Genomic DNA, 17,824 nt, shown 5'->3' on the forward strand with positions numbered 1-17,824 from the left:
GGAGTCCATCCACCGCGGCGCCGGGAGCCACCGGCGCCGCGGACACGACCACGACAGCCCGGCCGACCAGGGAGGTGCCACCGGTGAGCGACCCCGCCACCACCACGACGAGCCCGTTCGCGGCCGCGGGCACCCCGGCCGCGGGCACCCCGGCCGCCGACCCGCGGACCGCCGACACCCCCGCCGGCGACCTCCTGTCCGGGCACCCGCTGTTCGCCCGCCTGGCCCGGATCGGCCAGCGGCTGCGGCAGGCGGACCGCGACCACCCGTGGGCGCTCGACGCCGCGGTGGTGGCCGCCGTCTTCCTGCTGTTCTGCCTGCCCGACCTCTTCCCCGGCCACGTCGACGGCGGCCCGCGCGAGCACCGGATCGTGCTCACCCGGCTGCCGCTGCCGCAGACCCTCGCCCTCCAGGCCGGCCTGGTGCTGCCGCTGCTGTGGCGCCGGCGCCGGCCCACGGCGGCCTTCGCCGCGATCATGGCCGTCTTCGTCCTGCAGTGGTCGCTGGACGTCGGGCTGCGCGCCGACGCCGCCCTGCTGGTCGCCCTCTACAGCCTGGCGCTGCACGGCCGGCTGCGGCACCTGGCGTGGTCCTGCGCCGCCATGACGGTGGCCGTCGCGCCGGTCGCGGTGGCCGTCTCCGGCGGCGGGCTGCCGGTCGGCGACGCCCTGTTCTTCCTGTTCAGCGCCGCGACGGCGGCCGTGGCCCTGGGCATCGCGGTGCGGGTCCGGCGCGCCCAGCTCGCCGGGCTGCGGGAGCGGGCCGCCCGGCTGGAGGTAGAGCGCGACCAGCGCAGCCGGCTGGCCGCCGCCACCGAACGCGCCCGTATGGCCAGGGAGATGCACGACATCATCGGCCACAACCTGTCCGTCATCGTCACCCTGGCCGACGGCGGCGCGTACGCCGCGCAGGCCACCCCCGAACGCGGTCGGGAGGCCCTGCTGCTGATCGGGGACACCAGCCGGCAGGCGCTCGGCGAACTGCGGCGGATGCTCGGCGTGCTGCGCGACCAGGGGGACCAGACCGCCGAGTACACCCCGCAGCCCGGCATCGCCGACCTCGACGGGCTCTGCGCCCGCATCCGCGCCGCCGGACCGCAGGTGGTCTACACGGCCGCCGGCGCCCTGGGCCGCCTGGACCGCGGCGTCCAGCTGATGGCGTACCGCATCGTGCAGGAGGCGCTCACCAACACCCTCAAGCACGCGGGGCCCGAGACCCGCGCCCATGTGACGCTCACCGTCGACGCCGAGCGCCTGCGGGTCCGCGTCGAGGACACCGGTTCGCCCGGCGGCTCCCGCTGGCACGGGCGCACCCACGGGTACGGCCACGGCCTGGCCGGGATGCGCGAACGCGCGGCCCTGTACGGCGGCACCGTCACGGCGGGCCCCACCCCCGGCGCGGGATGGGCCGTGGAGGCCGTCCTGGACCTCACCCCCGGGCCGGGCGCCGAACCCACGCCGAACCCGGGCCCCGGGCCGGACGCCGAACCCACGCCGAACCCCGGCGCCGTCCCGGACACCGAACCCACGCCGGGCCTCACCGCCGGCCCGGACCTCACCGCAGGCCCTCAGCCCACCCCCGACCCGACAGGCGGCCCGACGTGACCACCGTCCTCATCGTGGACGACCAGCCCTTGCAGCGCTACGGCTTCCGCATGCTGCTGGAGAGCCAGCCCGACACCGAGGTGGTCGGCGAGGCGGCCCACGGCGGCGAGGCCGTCCGGCTGGCCGCCGACCTGCGCCCCGACGTCGTCCTGATGGACATCCGGATGCCCGGCATGGACGGCATCGAGGCGACCCGCCGCATCGTCGCCACCGGAGGGCGCTCCCGCATCCTGGTGCTGACCACCTTCGACCTCGACGAGTACGCGCACGCCGCGCTGCGCGCCGGTGCCAGCGGCTTCCTGCTCAAGGACGCCCGGCCCGAGGAGCTGCTGTCCGGCATCCGCGCGGTCTCCGAGGGCGACGCCGTGGTCGCCCCGGCCGTCACCCGGCGACTGCTCGACGCCTACGCCCACCGCCTGCCGGTCCGTCCGCCCGGCGCCGTGCCGGCCGCGGATCCGCGGCTGGACGCCCTGACCGACCGCGAGCGGGAGATCCTGGTCGCCATCGCCCACGGCTGGTCCAACAGCGAGATCGCCCAGCGCCTGGTCCTGGCGGAGTCGACGGTCAAGACGCACGTCAGCCGGGTGCTGTCGAAGATCGGCGCCCGGGACCGCGTCCAGGCCGTGATCTTCGCCTACGACCGCGGGCTGACCCGCCCCAACCCGCCGGTCTGACCACCCCGGCGGGCCCGCCCCTCCGCCTCCCAGGCCCGCTCCTTCCCCCTCCGGGCCCGCCGTGAAGTCCGGCGGGGCCGCTGCCTCATGCGCCCGGGACAACAGGTGGCGCAGACTTCAGGGATCCGGAGGTGCCCGGCGAGGGAAAGGGCGGACATGGCTGCGGAGAGCACGCGAAGAGCCGGATGGCGGCCACAGTCCGGCCCGGCCGAGCGGCAACTCGCCGCGGCCGGGCTGTGCGCGCTCGTCTGCCTGGTGGCCGGCGGCCTGTGGGCCGGGTACGTGGTGAGCCACCTGGGCGTGCCCGGGCTCTCGGTGCCCGCCCACCACCTCACGGTGCTCGGCACCGGCCTCGCCGCCGTCGCCGGAGGGGTGCTGCTGCACGCCCACCGACCCGGGAACCAGCTCGGCTGGGTGCTGCTCGCGTACGGGACGGCGCTGATCCTCCCGTACGCGGCACAGGCCCCGCTCTGGGGCGAGGTGAGGGACCCGCGTGCGGTCGGGGCCGTGGTGGTCCTGGAGGTGGTGGGCTACGTCGTCAGCGGCACCGTCTGGCTGGCTCTTCCACTGTGGCTGCCGTACGGGACGCTGCCGAGCAGACGGTGGTGGTTCGCGATCGTCGCCGTGGGGCTGTGGGAGCTGCCCCAGGCCTGCTACGACGTCTACCAGCCCACCGTCTTCGGCCAGCCGAACCCGCTGGCCGGCAGCACCGTCGCGAGTTGGCTGCGGGACTTCGACCACCGGATGCACATCACCCAACTCGTCGTGTACGTCGCCATGGTCGTGCTGGTGGTACTCGTTCCGCTCGCCCGCACCCGAGGGGTGTCCCGGCGGCGGCGCCAGAACGTGTTGATCGCCCTCGGCGTCTACCTGCTGTGGGGCGGGGCCGAACTCGCCTACTACTTCGACGACCAGCGTGCGCCCTCGTACGTCGCGCTCGCGGTCACCTCGGCGCTGTGGACGGTCGCCCTGGCCGTCGTCGTCGTCCGGGACGGTTCCTGGCGGCTGGACCGGGCGGCCAGGAGGGTCCTGGTCGGCCTGTTGGTGGCAGCCGGGCTGGCCGTGGTCTTCGTGGTGGTGGCCTGTCTGCTCTCCACCATGCTGATCCCCGGTCGCGGCCCCGGGGCGCTGCTGGTCGTCGCCGCGGTCTTCCTGCTCGCGGTCGGCCTGCCCAGGGGCGTGCGCTGGGCCTCCGGCATCGTCGACCGCTGGTACTACGGCTCGCGCGCGCAGCCGTACCAGGTGTTGCGCAGCCTGGCCGGGCGGGTCAGCCAGACCGTCGACCCGCAGGAGGTACCGGACGTGCTGTGTCGCACCGTCGCCGACGAACTGCGGCTTCCCGGTGTGGAGTTGACCGTCTCAACGCGGAGCGGCGAACGATCGCTGGCCGCAGTCGGGGAGCTCTCCGGCAGCGGCGAGGGCTTTCCCCTGGTGCATCGCGGGGACCAGATCGGACGGCTCACCGCCGCCCCGCGCGAGGGCCAGCGGGTGCTCGACAACAGTGACCGCGACATCCTGCGCTCGCTCGCCGACCAGGCCGCGCCCGCCGTCGCCTCGCTCCAGCTGGCGGAGGACCTGCGGGCCAGCCGCGAGCGGATCGTCGCGGCCCGTGAGGAGGAGCGCCGCCAGCTGCGCCGGGACATCCACGACGGCCTCGGCCCGATGCTGGCCGGGCTGCGCCTGCGCCTCCAGGCCGCCGCCGCGGTCGACGACCCGGCGCTCTTCTCCTCCGTGCTGGACCGGGTCGCGGACGACCTCGCCTCGGCGGTCCGGGAGGTCCGGCGGATCACCGACCGCCTGGGCCCCACCGCGTTGGGGGACTACGGCCTCTCCCTGGCGCTGAGCCGGCTCGCCGAGACCTTCAGCGGCCCGGACCTCGCCGTCGCGACCCGGCTGGAGCCCGACCCGTTGCCCGCGCTGCCCGCCGCCGTCGAGGTCGCGGTCTACCGGATCACCGCGGAGGCGCTCAACAACGTGCTGCGCCACGCCCGGGCGACCAGTGTCACGGTGTCCGTCAGGGTCGACGCCGGGAAGCTGGAACTCAACGTCGAGGACGACGGGAAGGGCCCGGGCAGCGGGCTCCCCGAGCACCCGGGAGTGGGGCTGCTGTCGATGTCCGAGCGGGCCGCGGAGATCGGCGGCAGCTGCACCGTGAACGCGCTGCGGCACGGCACCCGGGTGCACGCGGTGCTGCCGCGCCGCCCCGCCGACGGCTGATGCCCGGTCCCCGCCACCGGGGCGGGCCCTCCCGAAGCCTCGAACGGGCCCAGGCCGACCTGAGGCGCCCCCGGCGCCGGGCGGCGGCCGGGGGCTGGGGCTGGGCTGCGTCTAGCAGAAGGGCGGGTTGGCGCAGGAAGGGGTGATGATCGGGGGGCCGGGGCGGTGGCGCTTGGTCCCGGAGGTGACTTCGCTGCCGCGCGTCGGGCACCTGCACGCCCGGACGGCGGCGGCGACGGCCACCGCGGCGAAGACCGCGGCGACACCGGCGGCCATCAATGCGGTGCCGGCCGTTCTGTCGGTCATGGGGTCCTCCACGGGAATCCACAGGCAGGTCCGCTTCGACCTGCTCCTCCATGCCACCCCTGTCGCCGCCCCAGCCGCATGAGGCCACGGTCCCGTCCCGGTCCCGCCGCGCGGGAAGGTCCGCCGCGAAGCGCGTCTCCGGGTGACGACCGGAATGCGGCGGGAACGGGTTCGTTCACTAACATCGACAGTAGCCCCCGGTGATGTCCGGGCGGTGGGAAGTTCCGGGGGCGAAATGCTTCACCGGCGACGCGCCCGGCCCGGGATCTCCCGGAGATCCGCGGTGGACGTGTGGAGCGACGAACTGACGAAAGGCGACTGAAGAAGGTGCGCAACCATGACCGCTGACACGGCTGCCGGGCACGGACCGGTGACGGGCGCCCCGCTGCGGCGGCGGGGCGAGGCGCTGGAGAGCGCCATCTACGAGGCGGTCCTCCAACAGCTCACCACCGACGGCTACGCCGGGCTGACCATGGAGGGGGTGGCCGCCGCCGCGCAGACCGGCAAGGCCGCGCTCTACCGCCGCTGGTCCTCCAAGGAGGAGCTGGTCAAGGACGCGCTGCGGGCCAGCCTGCCGGCGTCCGGACCGGCCCCCGACACCGGCAGCCTGCGCGGGGACCTGCTGGAGGTGGTCACCAGGCTGCGCGCCGCCATGGTCAGCGAGCTGGGCGCCGCCGTGCGGGCCATCATGAGCGAACTCGACCACCAGCGGGCGCACGCCTTCGTGGAGATCGTGCTGGAGCGGGTGGTGGAGCCGACGACGGCGTTGATCGCCGAGGTGTTGGACCGCGGCACCGCGCGCGGCGAGGTCCGCCCCGGGGCCGTCACCCCGCTGGTCACCGACCTGGTGCCGGCGCTGATGCTGTACCGGATCAAGATGTGCGGCGGGGATCCGGTCCAGCTCGATCCGGCGGAGATCGTGGACGAGTTGCTGCTGCCGATCGTCCGCCCCTGACGAGGCGTCGCGAGGGGTGTGGCAGGACGATCGGCAGCGGCACCCGGATTTCCCGGCGCGGAAATCGGCCGGGAATCCCGCGGGCGCGGTGGTGAACCCCGCGGGGTTCCGGAGGGAATTCCCGCGGGATCCGGCGGCGGCGCCTCCGCGCTCGGGTCGCGGCTCAGGCCCCGCTGTGGCGGAGCATGGACTCGCGCTCGACGACCTTGACCCGCTCGCGCTGCTCGGCCTCGCCGAGCGCGCGCTCGTGGGCGTCCAGCAGCTGCCAGCCCGCCCAGGTGGTGAAGCGGACGCCCTGCGCGCGCAGGTGCTCCTCGACGGCCGCCGGGTCCGGGTCGACGGCGCCGGGCAGGCGGTCCGCGGCATGGTCGTCCAGCAGGCAGGCGACGGTCTCGTTGGCGTCGCCCTTGGTGTGGCCGATCAGGCCGACCGGGCCGCGCTTGATCCAGCCGGTGACGTAGGTGGCGGTGCGGTGCGAGCCGTCGCCGTCCAGGACCCGCCCGGCCCGGTGCGGGACGGTGCCCGAGACCGGGTCGAAGGGCAGCTTGGGCAGCTCGTCGGAGTAGTAGCCGACGGCGCGGTAGACCGACTGCACGTCCCAGTCGGTGAAGGCGCCGGTGCCGCGCACGTTGCCGGTGCCGTCCAGCTCGGTGCGCTCGGTGCGCAGGCCGACGACCCGGCCGTCCTCGCCGAGGACCTCCACCGGGGACTCGAAGAAGTGCAGGTACACCCGGTGGGGGCGGTCGCCGACGTCGCGGATCGCCCAGTTCTCCAGCGTCGAGGCGACCAGGTCGACGTGCTTGACCGCGCGGCGCTCGGCGATCGAGCCCTCGTCGTACTCGATGTCCTCGGGGGCGACGATCACCTCGATGGTGGGGGAGTGGTCCAGTTCGCGCAGCTCCATCGGGCTGAACTTGGCCTGGGCGGGGCCGCGGCGGCCGAAGACGTGTACCTCGACGGCCCGGTTGCGCTTCAGGCCCTCGTGGACGTTCGGCGGGATCTCGGTGGGCAGCAGCTCCTCGGCGGTCTTGGCGAGGATCCGGGCGACGTCCAGGGCGACGTTGCCGACGCCGAGGACGGCGACCTTCTCGGCCTCCAGCGGCCAGGTCCGGGGCACGTCCGGGTGGCCGTCGTACCAGGAGACGAAGTCGGCCGCGCCGTAGGAGCCGTCGAGGTGGATGCCGGGTATGTCCAGGGCGCGGTCGGCCGTCGCGCCGGTGGAGAACACCACGGCGTCGTAGAAGCGGTGCAGGTCGTCGAGGCCGAGGTCGTTCGGGTAGTCGACGTTGCCGAACAGCCGGACCTGGGGCTTGTCGAGCACCTGGTGCAGGGCCGTGACGATGCCCTTGATGCGCGGGTGGTCGGGCGCGACCCCGTAGCGGATCAGGCCGAACGGCGCGGGCATCCGCTCGAACAGGTCGATCGAGACACCGGGCTCCTGGGCGGCGTCGGACTTCAGCAGGGCGTCCGCGGCGTAGATGCCGGCGGGGCCGGCTCCGACGATCGCGACTCGGATCGGGCGGGGCATGACGAGTGGTCCTCCGGTCGGGCGCGGCGCAAAGGTGGTCTGAACCTTTGTAGCAAACCCTACGGATGACCTGGAAAGTAGGAGGTGGTGATCTATGGGGGCCATAGGCCCGGCCTATGCCTCCGGATCGGCGGCCCGGGCCGCCGAGGCCTCGAAGAAGCGCAGCAGTTCCACCGGGAACGGCAGCACCAGCGTCGAGTTCTTCTCCGCCGCGACCTCGACCACGGTCTGGAGCAGCCGCAGCTGCATCGCCGCCGGGGTCTCGCTCATCTTGCCCGCCGCCTCGGCGAGCTTCGCGGCGGCCTGGAACTCGCCGTCGGCGGTGATGATCCGGGCCCGCCGCTCGCGGTCCGCCTCGGCCTGGCGGGCCATCGAGCGCTTCATCGAGTCCGGCAGACTGACGTCCTTGATCTCCACCCGGTCGATCTGCACGCCCCAGCCGGTGGCCGGGCTCTCCAGCATTACCTCCAGGCCCTGGTGGAGGTTCTCCCGGCCGGAGAGCAGGTCGTCCAGCTCGCTCTTGCCGATGATGGAGCGCAGCGAGGTCTGGGCGACCTGGAGCATCGCGAAGGAGTAGTTCTGGACGTCCACGGTGGCCTTGACCGGGTCCATCACCCGGAAGTACAGCACCGCGTCGACGCTCACCGAGACGTTGTCCTTGGTGATGCCCTCCTGCGCGGGCACCGGCATGGTGACGACCTGGACGTTGACCTTGCGCATCCGGTCCGCGACCGGTATCAGCAGGCTCACCCCCGGCTCGCGGACCTGCCCGCTGACCCGGCCGAGCCGGAACACCACACCGCGCTCGTACTGCTGTACCACCCGCACGCCGGTCACCAGCCAGAGCAGGAGCAGCGCGGCGACGATCACGACAGCTGCCACGATCTCGACCCCCCCGTCACGGCGCAACCGGGCCGGGGACCGGAGTGGCCCCGTCGCCCGCTGCGAGCCGCGCAGGCCAGTATGCGCTCGGGCGGCGGCGGTGGACAGGGGCGTGCGCGGGCATTGTGACGTGGCAACGGCCCGGCCGGGACCGCCGGCCGGAACGGCGTGAGACGGGTGCGGGGGCAGGGTCAGGCGGCGGCCACGGACTGGGGGAAGGCGAAGACCCCGTCCGGGTCGTAGCGGCGGGCCACGTCCTTCAGCCGGGGCAGGTTCCCGCCGTAGTAGGCACGGCCCCAGTCGGGCAGCGTGCCGTCGATGTAGTTGACGTACGCGCCGCGCGCGCCGAGACCGGCCAGCCCGTCGCGGATCCCGTTCACGGTGCTCCGGACCCGGTCCTCGTTGAGCGGCGTGGCGCCGGCGTAGACCTGGGCGCCGGCGAGCGAGTCGCGGTGCGGGAAGGCGGTGGCGCCGGCGGCGAGCGCGCCGACCGCGCCGCCCAGGGAGTCGAACAGCAGGCTGACGCCGGTGCGGCCGGCCATCAGCGCCGTGACCTTCGCCGGATCGAGCGCGGCCGGTCCCAGCATCCGGGAGACCGCGACGAAGCCGGCCCGGGGCAGGACGCCGCCCTCCCAGGTGGGGTGGCACTGGGCGAGGGTGTCGTGCGAGCAGCCCGCCATGAAGTTCATGGCGCCGAGGTAGTCCTCGGGGGAGACGGTGCGTGAGCTCGGGGCGGTGCCGGCCGCCGTCACCAGGTGGTCGATCAGGGGGTTGGCGCCGCCCGGGTCGCCCACGTAGCAGCCGACGATCCGACAGCCGGGCGGGGTGCCGCCGGAGATCTGACAGGTGGCCCAGAGTTCGGGAGGGGCACCGGCCACCCACTGCTGCCAGGCGCCCAGGACCTGGGTCACCGAGCCGGCCGGGAAGCCGAGCACGAAGACGGTCAGGCCGGGCGCGGGGGCGGTGGCGAAGGTGAAACGGGTGACGACGCCGAAGTTGCCGCCACCGCCGCCGCGCAGCGCCCAGTACAGGTCGGGCTCCACCGCGGGCGAGGCGGTGAGCAGGCGCGAGTCGGCGGTCACCAGCTCGGCCGCGGCCAGCCGGTCACAGGTGAGACCGTAGGCGCGGGTCAGCACGCCGATGCCGCCACCCAGGGCCAGGCCGCTGATCCCCACGGTCGGGCAGCTGCCGCCCGGGAGCAGCCGGCCCGCCTGGGCGAGCGCCGTGTACACCTCGATCAGGCGGGCGCCGGCGCCGACCTCGGCGGTTCCGTCGGGGCGCACCACGACGTCGGCCATCCGGCGCAGGTCGATCACCAGGCCCTGGGCGGGGATGCCGTACCCCAGGTAGCCGTGGCCGCCGGAGCGGGCCGCGATCGGGATCCCGTGCCCGCGCGCCACGTCCAGACAGGCCCGCACGTCGTCGGCCGACACGCACTGCGCCACGGCGGCGGGGCGCTGACCGTCGTTCAGCGTGTTGTAGCCGAGCCGGGCGGTCCCGTAGCCGGGGTCGGCCGGGAGCACCAGCCGGGTGCCCAGGCGGTCCCGCAGCGACCGCCAGTCGGGCGGCGCGGCGGCCCAGCCGCGGCTGCGGGCCGGGAAGGCGACCAGTGCCCGGGCGGGAGCGCCGCCGGCAGCGGCCAGCGCGGCGGCGGTGCCGAGGGTCGTGAGGAATCGTCGTCGGTCCATGGTCATGGCGCGCCCTTCTCCCGGCGACCGGCGCGCGGGTGCTGTCCCGCCGATCGTCACGCGGCGGTGCCGCGCGGGCCCGTGGAGCTGCGCCTTCCGGCGCAGCGGCGGGCGGCAGACGCGGCGGCGCGCCGGACGGCGTCGGGTCGGACGGCGTCGGGTCGGACGGGCGAGAGCCGGACGGGGCGGTGCGGCGTCCGCGATCGGCCGACCGTACCGACACGCACGGGGCCCGGCCGTTGCTCGACTTGCCGCAGGCCGGACGCTTGGATGGGTCCGGCCTGGTCAACGCCCGGGCGCGGCCGGACGGCCCCCGGCAAGCCGAGGAGTCACCACTGTGAACGACACCGCCGACCCCGCCGTCGTGGCCCGTCGGATCACCGAGCGGCGCGAGCAGCTGGACCTCAGCGAGGAGGCGCTGGCCAACCGCGCGGCGATGGCGCCCCGCTACCTGAGGTGCCTGCTGGAGGCCGGACCCGGCTTCGACCCGGGGGGCTTCGTGCGGATCGCCGCCGCCCTCGACAGCACCCCCGAAGAGCTGCGGTCCGGCCGCGCCGAGGCCCCGCCCGGCCAGGGCGGCCCCGGTCCGCGCCCCCGGCTGCTCGACCTCACCGAGCAGGACTGCTGGAGGCTGGTCGGCGGCCACGGCATCGGCCGGATCGCCCTGCCGGTCGAGCCCGGGCCTGTGGTGCTGCCGGTCAACTACGTGGTGGACGAGGGCTCCTTCGCCTACCGCACCGGCGCGCACGGCGCCGCCGCCCCGGAGGAGGGCACCGCGGTCTCCTTCCAGGTCGACCACATCGACGAGTACCTCGGCCGCGGCTGGAGCGTGCTCGCCCTCGGCCCGGCCCACTACGTGGAGGACCCCGCCGAGCTGGAACGGCTGGCCGGCCTGCCCGGCGCGGCCCCCTGGGCGGGCGGGGACCGGCCGCGCTGGGTGCGGATCCGCCCGGAGGAGATCACCGGCCGCAAGCTGGACTCCGGGTGAGGGCCGGCGGTGCGGTGCGGTGCGGGCGCACGGCTCGTGGACGGGCACGGCGACGACTGGTAAGCAGGCCGGAGGCGGCCGTGCCGAGCGGGCCGAACCGGGCCGAGCGGGCCGCCGTCCGGGACGTATCCACTCCACCAGGAGGGCAGGGGCGATGCGCGGAATTCTGATCGTCGGCGCGGGGCAGGCCGGACTCCAACTGGCCCTGGGGCTGCAGGCCCACGGCTACGACGTGACGGTGCTGACCGACCGCGGCCCGGAGGAGGTGCGCGGCGGGCGGGTGATGTCCAGCCAGTGCATGTTCGACTCCGCGCTGCGCACCGAGCGGGCCCTCGGCCTGGACCTGTGGGCCGACCGGGCGCCGCAGATCGAGGGCCTCGGGGTGTCGGTCGCCGGGCCGGAGTCGGAGCGGACGATCGACTGGGTCGCGCGGCTGGACGGCTGTGCGCAGTCCGTCGACCAGCGGCTGAAGATGTCCACCTGGCTGGAGCTGTTCGCCGAGCGCGGCGGCCGGGTGGAGCTGCGCCAGGTGACCCCGGCCGATCTGCAGAACCTGGCCGGCTCGTACGACCTGGTGCTGGTCGCCTCCGGAAAGGGCGCCCTGGCCTCGCTGTTCGAGCGCGACCACGAGCGCTCCCCGTACGAGCGGCCGCAGCGCGCGCTGGCGGCCGCCTATGTGCACGGGCTCGGGCCGCGCCCCGAGTACGACTACCCGGCGGTGCGCTGCAACCTGGTGCCGGACGTCGGCGAGCTCTTCATGGTGCCGGCGCTGACCGAGGCCGGGCCCTGCGACATCCTGGCCTGGGAGGCCCTGCCCGGCGGCCCGGCGGACACCTTCGACGGGATCCGCGATCCGGCCGAACACCTGCGGGTGACACTGGAGTTGATGAAGACCTTCACACCCTGGGAGTACGACCGCACCCGCTCCGGCGTCGAACTCACCGACGCCGGAGGGACGCTGGCCGGACGCCTCGCCCCGGCCGTGCGCCGTCCGATCGGTGAACTGCCGGGCGGCGGAGCCGTGTTGGGGGTCGCGGACGTGGTCGTGCTCAACGACCCGATCGCCGGCCAGGGCTCCAACAACGCCGCCAAGTGCGCGGCCGGCTACCTGGAGGCGATCCTCGCCCACGGCGACAGGCCCTTCGACCGGGCCTTCCAGCAGGCGGCCTTCGACGGGTTCTGGCGGATCGCCGCCCCCTCCACCCTCTGGAGCAACGAACTGCTCGCCCCGCCGCCCCCGCATGTCCTCCGGATCCTCGACGCCGGGGTCTCGCAGCCCGCCGTGGCCCACCGGTTCGCCAACGCCTTCGACGTCCCGGCGGACCTGGAGGAGTGGTACTTCGACCCGGTGAAGACGGCCGCCTACCTGGAGTCGGTCGCCGCGGACGGCTCGACGCACGACTGAAGGTCAAGCTCTTCCCAAGTCCCGTACAAGAGCGCATCGTTCATGGTGGGTTCTTCTCGCCCCCGGAAACGGGGGACGTCCGGCCCGGAGCGCGGGCCGGACGGGTGGCGCGGACAACAGGGGGAAGAGCAGTGGCGGTCGACGGGGGCAACATGGCCCAGGCTGTGATCGACACGGCGTACAACGAGCGCAAACGGCTGCACACCGGCCGCAGCCGGACCGTCGCCGTGGTCGTGTTCGGCCTGCTGATCGCCCTCGGGTTCTTCCTGGCCCTGGTGGTCGGCAAGTCGGACCCGGACACCCCGCCGACCTGCGACGGCAAGACCATGACCCGGCACAGCGAGTGCCGGATCTGGTCCAGCCGCGGCGGCGGGGGCACCTACTCCTACGACGAGATGATCGACCGCCGGGAGTCCTCGAACGGGATGTGGCGGGTGGTCGGCTTCGGCGGCGCGGGCCTGGCCGCCGTCCTGATGGTGGTCTCGATCGCCAAGCTCAACCCGAACCGCCCGTGGGGCACGCCGGTCGGCGCCGCCTGTCCGCGCTGCCGTGAGCCCAACCTGCGGGAGAAGTACACCATGCACAGCGTCACCCGGGGTCGCACCACCCACCGCTACAGCGGCATCGTCACCCTCTGCACCCCGGCCTGCGGCTTCTCCGCGATCCGCCCGCGCTGACCGGCGGGGTGGAGGCCGGGGGCCGAACAGGTCCGCCCGCCGCCACCGGCTACGCTCGGTTCCCGTCGAACGAACGATGGGGTGGACCGAGTGGGCAGGTGGGAGCGGGCGCTGGACGCGGCCGGGGTGCGGGAGGCCGGGCTGCGGGCCGACTACGGCCGGCAGCGGCAACAGATGGCCCGGTACCGGCGGGAGGCCGCGCTCGCCACCGAACTGCTGCTGCCCGCCCGGATGGTCCCGCACGTGATCGCCGCCGCCGCCTTCATGCACCGCACCGACACCCTGCTCGACAGCGGCCCGCTCGCCGAACGCCGGACGGCGTCCGCCCGCTGGCAGCGGCAGGTCACCGACGGCCTCGCCGCCGGCCGCACCGACGACCCCGAGCTGCGCCCGCTGCTGCACAGCGTCGACGCCCACCCCGTCCTGCGGGAGCGGGTGCTGGACTTCCTCGCCGCGACCGGGGCCGACCTGGACTTCACCGGCTTCGCCACCGAGGACGACTACCAGGCCTATGTCGACGGGTACTCGCTGCCCGGCTTCATGGTGGTCGCCGGCCTGATCGGCCCGGACGGCGACCAGCGCGACTACCGCGCCGCCTGCCGCACCTTCATCGACGGCAGCCAGCGGCTCGACTTCGTCAACGACCTCGCCGAGGACCTCGCGGACGGCCGGCTGAACATCCCCGAGCGGACCCTCGAGGAGCACGGCGTCACCCGCGCCGACCTGGAGCGGGCCCGCGACCTGCCCACCGTCCGGGCCCTGCTCACGGACCTGCTCGACCGGGCCGACCGCACCCTCGCCGAGGGCAGGGCCGTCATCGACCGGGTGCCGCCCGCCCACCGGCCGATGGTCAGCTGCATCGTCGGCGTGGAGCGGCTCACCAGCGCCGCCGCCCGCGCCGACCTCGGCGCCCTGCTGCGCCGCTCGGCGAGCCCGGCCAAGCCCGCCGCGCTGCGGCTGCTGGCCCGCGAGTTCCTCCGGGCCCGCCGCCTGCGGGGCTGACCTGGTGCGGGCGGCGTCTGTGTCGCGCCGGTGACGGCGGGCGGAGGCGGCGTCCACAAACGGAACCTCCCTTTGTCGTAGTCGATTCGGCAGGTCTGTCAGCACTCTGTCCCGGGTCCGGGCGCCTGGCTAGCATGAGCCCCGCTCAGCGCGCTGGACCCACCAACCCCAATCATTGGGAGGACCCCATGAGTGCCCTGATGACCGACATCCGCGACGCGGGCCCGCTGGAGATCGACGAGGACGCCATCCTCTTCGAGGACGAGTTCGACGCCGACCTCACCCCGGTCGCCTGCCTCGCCGACCCGTGGGTGACCTACGTCCCGACCCGCTTCCCCTGTGAGTTCAACTCCTGATCCAGCCGGATCACGGCGACCGGCGGACCACGACGGACCGGGGAAGGACGGAACCATGAGCACACCGCCCGACCCCGGCTCCGCCGAGGTCCGCCGGTCGGACCCACCGGACGAGGAACTGCGGCGCAGGGCCGAGGAGTTGGAGGCACGGGCGCCAGGGCCGCACCGCCCGCTGCGCACCGACGGCCACTGGTGGTACCTCCGGGACCCCCGGATGCCGGACCTCGCCCACGGCTGGAAGCTGCACCTGTCCGCCCGGCCCGAGGGCTTCGCCGCCCTGCTGGACACGGCGCTCCCGATCCTGCTCGGCCGGGTCTGCGACGTGAAGTTCGCGGTGAGCACGGCGGCGCTGTGGGAGCTCAACAGCGGCCGGCACGGCGCCGCCGCCGTGGGCAAGGCCGTCACGGTCTACCCCCGGCCGGAGGAAGTCCGCGCCCTGGGGCTGGAGTTGGCGCAGGCGCTGGCCGGCTGGGAGGGCCCCGCCGTCATCAGCGACCGCCCCGTCCGGCCGGACGCCCCGGTGCACTACCGCTACGGGCCGTTCCGCGTCACCGACGACGAGGCGCGGGCCGGCATGGCGGGCCCGGACGGCACGCTCTTCCCCGGCCTGGCCGAGGCCCGCTACCGCCGGCCGCCCTGGGCGGACGACCCGTTCGAGGCGCCCGACGCCCCCGCCCGTCCGGCGACCACCCGGGTCGGCGCCGGCCGTTACCGGATCACCGCCGGCATCACCCGCGCCGCGAGCGGCCACGTCTACCGCGCGGTCGAACTCGCCACCGGGCGCGAGGTGGTGGTCAAACAGGCCCGGGCCTTCGTCGCCGAGGACGGCTCGGGCACCGACGCGCGCGGCCGGCTGCGGCACGAGCAGCGGGTGCTCGACGCGCTCACCGGGGTTCCCGGCGTGCCCGCGCTGGTCGACTACTTCCGGCACGGCACCGACGAGTACCTGGTCAGCGCCGCCTGCGGGCGGATCGACCTGCGCCGCGAGGTGCTCACCTCCGGCCCGTACGGCGCCGACGCCGGTGCCGGCGGCGGGCGGGACTGGTGGACGCTCGGGCGCGGACTGCTGCGGGTGCTGGACGCGGTGCACGCGCGCGGCGTGGTGGTCTGCGACCTCAAGCCCGCGAACGTGGTGCTCGACCGGGACGGCCGGCCCGCGCTGGTCGACTTCGGGGTGAGCGCCCTGGCCGGCGACCGCCCGCCGGGCGCCACCGCCGGCTACGGCCTGCCGGGCGCCGGCGGCGAGGACCCCACCGAGGACCACTACGCGCTGGGCGCCACCCTGCACCACGCCCTCACCGGCCTCGACCCGGTGGTGATCGACCCGGACCCGGCGACCAACCGCGACCGCACCCTCGCCTGCCTGCGCGCCGCCCTCCCCGAGCCCCGGCACCCCGCGGCGGAACTCATCGCGGGCCTGCTCAGCTTCGACCCGGCGCACCGCGCCGCCGCGGCGGCGCGACTGCGGGAAGGGCCCGCGCCGGCGCGGCGCGGCGCCCCCGGCGACCGAGACAGCGGACGGGCCGGCGGCCGGGCCGCCGAGGCGCTCGACCACACCGTCACCACCTGCGTCCGGATGGCCCGCGAACTGGCCGCCGCCGGCCCCGGCACGGAACAGCCCCGCACCCTGCTCTCGCTGTACGACGGCGCGGCGGGCCTCGGCCTCGAACTGCTCCAGCACCCGGACCGCCCGGACGCCCGGGCCGCCGCCGCCGAACTGGCCCGCTGGACGGCCGTCCACCCGGCCCTCGACCACCTCGACGGCTCGCTCTACCAGGGCCGAACCGGCGTCGACCTGTTCCTCGCCGAGGCGGCCGCCGCGCTCGGCACCGAGCCCCCGGCACACCGCCGGTACGAGGGGACGGGCGTGGACCAGATCGCCGGCACCGCCGGGATCGGCACCGGACACCTGCTGCTCGCCGCCCGCGGCCCGGCGGCCGCGGCGCACCGCGCGGCCGCCGCCGACTGCGCCGCCCGGCTGGCCGGCCGGCCACTGGACGACCTCGGGGAGGAGCCCAACCCCGGCACCGCGGCCCTCGCCGAGGGCTTCGCGCACGGCCGCGCCGGCGTCGCCCACTTCCTGCTGGCGATGCCCGACGAGGCGTCCCGGCACGCCGCCCGCGAGATCGTGGACGAACTCGCCGCCGACCTCCCCGGCATCCTGGCCGCCGCCCGCACACCCGGGGCCACCCGCCGCTACCTCTCCTGGTGCCGGGGGCTCGCCGGGCTCGGCACCCTGCTGGTCCAGGCCGGCCGGCAGTACGGCGACGACGCGCTGCTCGCCCTGGCCGCCGACGCCGCCGACACCTGCCGGACGCTCGCCCCGAGGACCGCCCAGGTCTTCCGCTGTTGCGGACTCGCGGGCGTCGGGGACCTCTGCGTGGACCTCGCGGTGGCCACCGGCGAGGCCCGGCACTGGGCGGCCGCCGAGGACGTGGCGGCGCTGATCCTCACCCGGGCCGGCGGCCCGCCCGCCCGGCCGCTGCTGCCCGGCCGCCGCCCCGACACGGAAGCCCGCGCCTGGGCCGTCGGCACCCCCGGCGTCACCACCTTCCTGCGCCGCCTCACCCGCCGCGGCGGCCCGGTGCCGGGGCAGCTGCCGCCGCACTGAGCGAGCCCGGGCGCGGGCGTGGATCAGCCGGTCGCGCACACATCAGGGTCGGGCGGTGGAGGCCGCCGGTACCTTGTCGGCCGCGCCGGCCCGGGGCGTTCCTTCGACGGCGACGCAGATGCCGAAGACGCGCTCGTGGCTGGTCCAGCCGTTGACACGACCCCGGTTGTTGCTGATCTGCACGCGTCGCCTAGCCCGGTCGAGGGCCGACACCAGGTGCAGGTACACGGTCCCGGCGACCCGGGCGAGGACGATGTCGCCGACCTCCAGCCCGGCCGGGTCGACCGGGGCGACGGCCACCAGCTGCCGGCTGCGGATCAGCGGGACCATCGAGGAGCCGCTCGGCCTGAACTCCACGGTGGCTCCGGCGGCCACTGCGGCCGCCACTCCGTCCAATGCACCCATCCGGCGATCGTGGCAGATCCGCCCCGGCCGTCCAACGGATTTTTCGCGCCCCGCACCCGCCGGCCCGGAGAACCGTGTCCGCCGCGTGGGCGGCGCCGAGTTCCTGATCACCCGGCCCGATCGCCCCGAGGTCAGGACGGCGGTCGAGCAGGCCGGTGGAGGGCCGGGTTCACGGCCCCGGCTGCCGGCCGCCGAAGAAGACCTGGACCTCCCGGATCAGCCCGTCCCGGACGGTGATCGCCTCGACGTTGCGGTAGCGGTCGCCGGAGGCCAGCTCGTACTCGTAGTAGGCGAAGACGAGTTCCTCGCCGGCGGGCGCCACCCGAAGCATCCGCTGCTCCGTGAACCGGTCGGCGGTGGGGAAGCACCGCCGGAAGAACGCCTCCTTGCCGATGCGGTCGTCCTGGGGGCTGGTGAACGTGAAGTCCTCCGCGTACAGCGGCAGGGCCGCCTCCCGGTCCTGCGACCGGTAGTGGCGGAACGCCGCCTCGACGAGGCTCGCGGGGGTGCCGTTCATGTGGTCTCC

General features: G+C 75.1%; 16 protein-coding genes. 10 read left to right on the forward strand and 6 right to left on the reverse strand.

The window, feature by feature from the left end; translation table 11 throughout:
• Positions 1-194: 194 nt before the first annotated feature.
• The 3 genes from ACIQ87_RS06675 (at position 195) to ACIQ87_RS06685 (ending at position 4,495) form a co-directional block, all read left to right on the forward strand.
• Positions 195-1,604, forward strand: a complete 1,410-nt coding sequence (locus ACIQ87_RS06675) for a histidine kinase (protein WP_402402743.1) — start codon at positions 195-197, stop codon at positions 1,602-1,604.
• Positions 1,601-2,278, forward strand: a complete 678-nt coding sequence (locus ACIQ87_RS06680; RefSeq protein WP_402402547.1) for a response regulator — start codon at positions 1,601-1,603, stop codon at positions 2,276-2,278. The genes ACIQ87_RS06675 and ACIQ87_RS06680 overlap by 4 nt, the downstream gene beginning before the upstream one ends.
• Positions 2,279-2,434: 156 nt before the next feature.
• Positions 2,435-4,495: an ATP-binding protein gene (locus ACIQ87_RS06685; protein WP_402402549.1), complete on the forward strand. Its 2,061-nt coding sequence runs from the start codon at positions 2,435-2,437 to the stop codon at positions 4,493-4,495.
• Positions 4,496-4,606: 111 nt separating this feature from the next.
• Here the strand turns inward: ACIQ87_RS06685 and ACIQ87_RS06690 are convergent, their stop codons facing one another.
• The gene (locus tag ACIQ87_RS06690; protein WP_402402552.1) at positions 4,607-4,801 is read right to left on the reverse strand and encodes a hypothetical protein; all 195 of its coding nucleotides are present in this window, start codon (positions 4,799-4,801) and stop codon (positions 4,607-4,609) included.
• Positions 4,802-5,138: 337 nt separating this feature from the next.
• Between ACIQ87_RS06690 and ACIQ87_RS06695 the strand changes: the two genes are divergently transcribed.
• Positions 5,139-5,756, forward strand: a complete 618-nt coding sequence (locus tag ACIQ87_RS06695) for a TetR-like C-terminal domain-containing protein (RefSeq protein ID WP_402402554.1) — start codon at positions 5,139-5,141, stop codon at positions 5,754-5,756.
• Between the two features lie 163 nt (positions 5,757-5,919).
• Here ACIQ87_RS06695 and ACIQ87_RS06700 read toward each other — a convergent pair whose 3' ends face one another.
• The 3 genes from ACIQ87_RS06700 to ACIQ87_RS06710 all read right to left on the reverse strand — a co-directional run bounded on the left by ACIQ87_RS06700 (position 5,920) and on the right by ACIQ87_RS06710 (position 9,860).
• A complete protein-coding gene (locus tag ACIQ87_RS06700; RefSeq protein WP_402402557.1) occupies positions 5,920-7,284 on the reverse strand; it encodes an FAD-dependent oxidoreductase in 1,365 nt (454 codons plus the stop codon).
• A 114-nt stretch (positions 7,285-7,398) separates the two neighbouring features.
• Positions 7,399-8,169 carry a slipin family protein gene (locus tag ACIQ87_RS06705; RefSeq protein ID WP_402402746.1) on the reverse strand — a complete coding sequence of 257 codons (771 nt, stop codon included), beginning with the start codon at positions 8,167-8,169 and terminating at the stop codon, positions 7,399-7,401.
• Positions 8,170-8,357: 188 nt separating this feature from the next.
• Positions 8,358-9,860, reverse strand: coding sequence for an FAD-binding oxidoreductase (locus ACIQ87_RS06710; RefSeq protein WP_402402559.1), 1,503 nt, complete (start codon positions 9,858-9,860; stop codon positions 8,358-8,360).
• A 331-nt stretch (positions 9,861-10,191) separates the two neighbouring features.
• On the opposite strand from ACIQ87_RS06710, the gene ACIQ87_RS06715 reads away from it, so the two are divergent.
• The 6 genes from ACIQ87_RS06715 (at position 10,192) to lanL (ending at position 16,893) form a co-directional block, all read left to right on the forward strand.
• The gene (locus ACIQ87_RS06715; protein WP_402402561.1) at positions 10,192-10,842 is read left to right on the forward strand and encodes a pyridoxamine 5'-phosphate oxidase family protein; all 651 of its coding nucleotides are present in this window, start codon (positions 10,192-10,194) and stop codon (positions 10,840-10,842) included.
• A gap of 154 nt (positions 10,843-10,996) precedes the next feature.
• On the forward strand, positions 10,997-12,247 hold the full coding sequence (locus ACIQ87_RS06720) for a styrene monooxygenase/indole monooxygenase family protein (protein ID WP_402402563.1): 1,251 nt from the start codon (positions 10,997-10,999) through the stop codon (positions 12,245-12,247).
• A gap of 152 nt (positions 12,248-12,399) precedes the next feature.
• Positions 12,400-12,924, forward strand: a complete 525-nt coding sequence (locus tag ACIQ87_RS06725) for a hypothetical protein (protein WP_402402566.1) — start codon at positions 12,400-12,402, stop codon at positions 12,922-12,924.
• Positions 12,925-13,014: 90 nt separating this feature from the next.
• Positions 13,015-13,926, forward strand: coding sequence for a phytoene/squalene synthase family protein (locus ACIQ87_RS06730; RefSeq protein WP_402402568.1), 912 nt, complete (start codon positions 13,015-13,017; stop codon positions 13,924-13,926).
• Positions 13,927-14,114: 188 nt separating this feature from the next.
• The gene (locus ACIQ87_RS06735; RefSeq protein WP_392877140.1) at positions 14,115-14,282 is read left to right on the forward strand and encodes an SflA family class IV lanthipeptide; all 168 of its coding nucleotides are present in this window, start codon (positions 14,115-14,117) and stop codon (positions 14,280-14,282) included.
• Between the two features lie 55 nt (positions 14,283-14,337).
• Complete coding sequence (gene lanL / locus ACIQ87_RS06740) at positions 14,338-16,893, forward strand: class IV lanthionine synthetase LanL (RefSeq protein ID WP_402402571.1); 2,556 nt, start codon at positions 14,338-14,340, stop codon at positions 16,891-16,893.
• A 42-nt stretch (positions 16,894-16,935) separates the two neighbouring features.
• On the opposite strand, the gene ACIQ87_RS06745 is transcribed toward lanL, so the two are convergent.
• Together ACIQ87_RS06745 and ACIQ87_RS06750 are read right to left on the reverse strand one after the other, a co-directional pair.
• Positions 16,936-17,298: a S26 family signal peptidase gene (locus ACIQ87_RS06745; protein ID WP_402402574.1), complete on the reverse strand. Its 363-nt coding sequence runs from the start codon at positions 17,296-17,298 to the stop codon at positions 16,936-16,938.
• Positions 17,299-17,467: 169 nt separating this feature from the next.
• On the reverse strand, positions 17,468-17,815 hold the full coding sequence (locus tag ACIQ87_RS06750; protein ID WP_402402576.1) for a nuclear transport factor 2 family protein: 348 nt from the start codon (positions 17,813-17,815) through the stop codon (positions 17,468-17,470).
• Positions 17,816-17,824: the final 9 nt, after the last annotated feature.

Origin of the sequence: Kitasatospora sp. NPDC096204 (assembly GCF_044763205.1) — a bacterium.
Classification (GTDB): domain Bacteria; phylum Actinomycetota; class Actinomycetes; order Streptomycetales; family Streptomycetaceae; genus Kitasatospora.

What these genes read in the sequence shown, in the direction of transcription:
- ACIQ87_RS06685 (WP_402402549.1), top strand. Translation starts at nt 2,435, where the DNA reads ATGGCTGCGGAGAGCACGCGAAGAGCCGGATGGCGGCCACAGTCCGGC.
- ACIQ87_RS06690 (WP_402402552.1), bottom strand. Translation starts at nt 4,801, where the DNA reads ATGACCGACAGAACGGCCGGCACCGCATTGATGGCCGCCGGTGTCGCC.
- ACIQ87_RS06695 (WP_402402554.1), top strand. Translation starts at nt 5,139, where the DNA reads ATGACCGCTGACACGGCTGCCGGGCACGGACCGGTGACGGGCGCCCCG.
- ACIQ87_RS06700 (WP_402402557.1), bottom strand. Translation starts at nt 7,284, where the DNA reads ATGCCCCGCCCGATCCGAGTCGCGATCGTCGGAGCCGGCCCCGCCGGC.
- ACIQ87_RS06710 (WP_402402559.1), bottom strand. Translation starts at nt 9,860, where the DNA reads ATGACCATGGACCGACGACGATTCCTCACGACCCTCGGCACCGCCGCC.
- ACIQ87_RS06720 (WP_402402563.1), top strand. Translation starts at nt 10,997, where the DNA reads ATGCGCGGAATTCTGATCGTCGGCGCGGGGCAGGCCGGACTCCAACTG.
- ACIQ87_RS06725 (WP_402402566.1), top strand. Translation starts at nt 12,400, where the DNA reads ATGGCCCAGGCTGTGATCGACACGGCGTACAACGAGCGCAAACGGCTG.
- ACIQ87_RS06735 (WP_392877140.1), top strand. Translation starts at nt 14,115, where the DNA reads ATGAGTGCCCTGATGACCGACATCCGCGACGCGGGCCCGCTGGAGATC.
- lanL (WP_402402571.1), top strand. Translation starts at nt 14,338, where the DNA reads ATGAGCACACCGCCCGACCCCGGCTCCGCCGAGGTCCGCCGGTCGGAC.
- ACIQ87_RS06745 (WP_402402574.1), bottom strand. Translation starts at nt 17,298, where the DNA reads ATGGGTGCATTGGACGGAGTGGCGGCCGCAGTGGCCGCCGGAGCCACC.
- ACIQ87_RS06750 (WP_402402576.1), bottom strand. Translation starts at nt 17,815, where the DNA reads ATGAACGGCACCCCCGCGAGCCTCGTCGAGGCGGCGTTCCGCCACTAC.